Annotated in this window: 3 protein-coding genes; all 3 read left to right on the plus strand. The window is 63.4% G+C overall.

The features are described from left to right. Nucleotides 1-687, plus strand: a 687-nt coding sequence (locus PJE01S_RS24070; protein WP_068836239.1) for a basic amino acid ABC transporter substrate-binding protein, incomplete at its 5' end; no start/stop codon positions are given. 21 nt (nucleotides 688-708) lie between these two features. Then, nucleotides 709-1476: an amino acid ABC transporter permease gene (locus PJE01S_RS24075; protein ID WP_068836240.1), complete on the plus strand. Its 768-nt coding sequence runs from the start codon at nucleotides 709-711 to the stop codon at nucleotides 1474-1476. Beyond that, nucleotides 1454-1874, plus strand: a 421-nt coding sequence (locus tag PJE01S_RS24080; RefSeq protein WP_157090468.1) for an amino acid ABC transporter ATP-binding protein, incomplete at its 3' end; no start/stop codon positions are given. The genes PJE01S_RS24075 and PJE01S_RS24080, both read left to right, overlap by 23 nt.

Below are 1874 nucleotides of genomic sequence, written 5' to 3' on the forward strand. Positions count from 1 at the left end.
CTGGTGGTCGGCTCCAGCGCCACCTACCGCCCGTTCGCCTACGAAAGCCCGAGCAAGGAGATCGTCGGCTACGACGTGGACATGATCAAGGCCATCGCCCAGAAGGCGGGCCTGAAGATCAAGATCGTCAACACCCCCTGGACCGGCATCTTCGCGGCGCTCAACAACGGCGACCTCGACCTGGTCATCTCCGGCGTCACCATCAACGACAAGCGCAAGCAGTCCTATGACTTCACCACGCCCTACTTCGAGGCGCGCCAGCTGATTGCCGTGCACAGCAACAGCACCGCCAAAAGCCTGAAGGACCTGGCCGGCAAAAAAATCGGCGTGGTCAACGGCAGCACCGGCGACGACATGGCCTCGCGCGAGTTCGGCAAGACCAACCCCGACATCCGCCGCTTCGAGAGCACGCCGGTGGTGATCTCCGAGCTGGCCAACAACGGCCTGGATGCGGCCATCGGCGACAACGGCGTGATCGCCTTTCGCGCCCAGGAGCACAAGCAGCTCAAGACCGTCAGCGACGCCAGCTTTCCCAAGGAATACTTCGGCATCGTCGTGAAGCAGGGCAACAAGGCCTTGCTGGACAAGCTCAATGCGGGTCTGGCCAGCGTCAAGGCCGACGGCAGCTACGCCCAGATCTACAAGAAGTGGTTCCAGGCGGAAGCACCCGCTCTGCCGGCCCAATAAGCCAGGGACGACAGTTTCCTCATGGAACAAGTTCTCTGGTTCGGCTGGTTTAGGGCCGACATCATTTCAGAATACGGGGTGCTGTTCTGGCGCGGCCTGCAGATGACCATCATGGTCACCCTGATCTGCATCGTGCTGGGCACGGCGCTGGGCCTGGCGATCGGCATGGCGCGGCTGGCCGAGGCGCGCCACACGCCGGCCAGGCAGCTGTGCCAGTACGCCCTGCGCTGGCCGGCCACGGTGTATGTCAGCTTTTTCCGCGGCACGCCGCTGTTTGTGCAGATTCTGCTGATTCACTTTGCGGTGCTGCCGCTGTTCATCAACCCGGCCGACGGGCTGCTGATCTCCGGCGAGGCGGCGCGCGACCTGAAGCAGAACTACGGCGCCTTCCTGTCGGGCATTGTGGCCTTGACGCTCAATGCCGGGGCCTATATCTCGGAGATCTTCCGCGCCGGCATCCAGTCCATCGACAAGGGGCAGGTGGAGGCCTCGCGCTCGCTGGGCATGTCGTTTCCGCGCACCATGTACCACATCATCTTGCCGCAGGCGTTTCGCCGCATGCTGCCGCCGCTGGGCAACAACGCGATCTCGCTGCTCAAAGACTCGTCGCTGATCTCGGCGATCGGCCTGGCCGAGCTGGCCTATGCCGCGCGCACGGTGGCCGGCGCCTATTCGCGCTACTGGGAGCCCTACCTGACGATTTCGCTGATGTACTGGGTGCTGACGCTGGGCCTGGCCTACGGCGTCAAGAAATTGGAGGCTCGTTATGGACGAGGTGATTCGCGTTAACAAGCTGACCAAGCAGTTTGGTCATCTGCCGGTGCTGCGCGGCATTGACTGCGCCATCAAGGCGTCGGAAGTGGTGTGCGTCATCGGGCCGTCGGGGTCGGGCAAGAGCACGTTTTTGCGCTGCCTGAACGGGCTGGAGGACGCCAGCGGCGGCGAGGTGCTGGTGCATGGCGTGTCGGTGCATGAGCCCAAGACCGATGTCGATGCGCTGCGCTCGGAGATCGGCATGGTGTTTCAGCGCTTCAACCTGTTTCCGCACAAGACGGTGCTGGAGAACATCACGCTGGCGCCCAGCAAGGTGCGCAAGCTGACGGCGCTGGAGGCGCGCAACCGCGCCACCGAACTGCTGATCAAGGTGGGGCTGCTCGACAAGATCAACGCCTACCCGAACCAGCTCT

The organism is Polaromonas jejuensis NBRC 106434 (assembly GCF_001598235.1).
Classification (GTDB): domain Bacteria; phylum Pseudomonadota; class Gammaproteobacteria; order Burkholderiales; family Burkholderiaceae_C; genus Polaromonas; species Polaromonas jejuensis.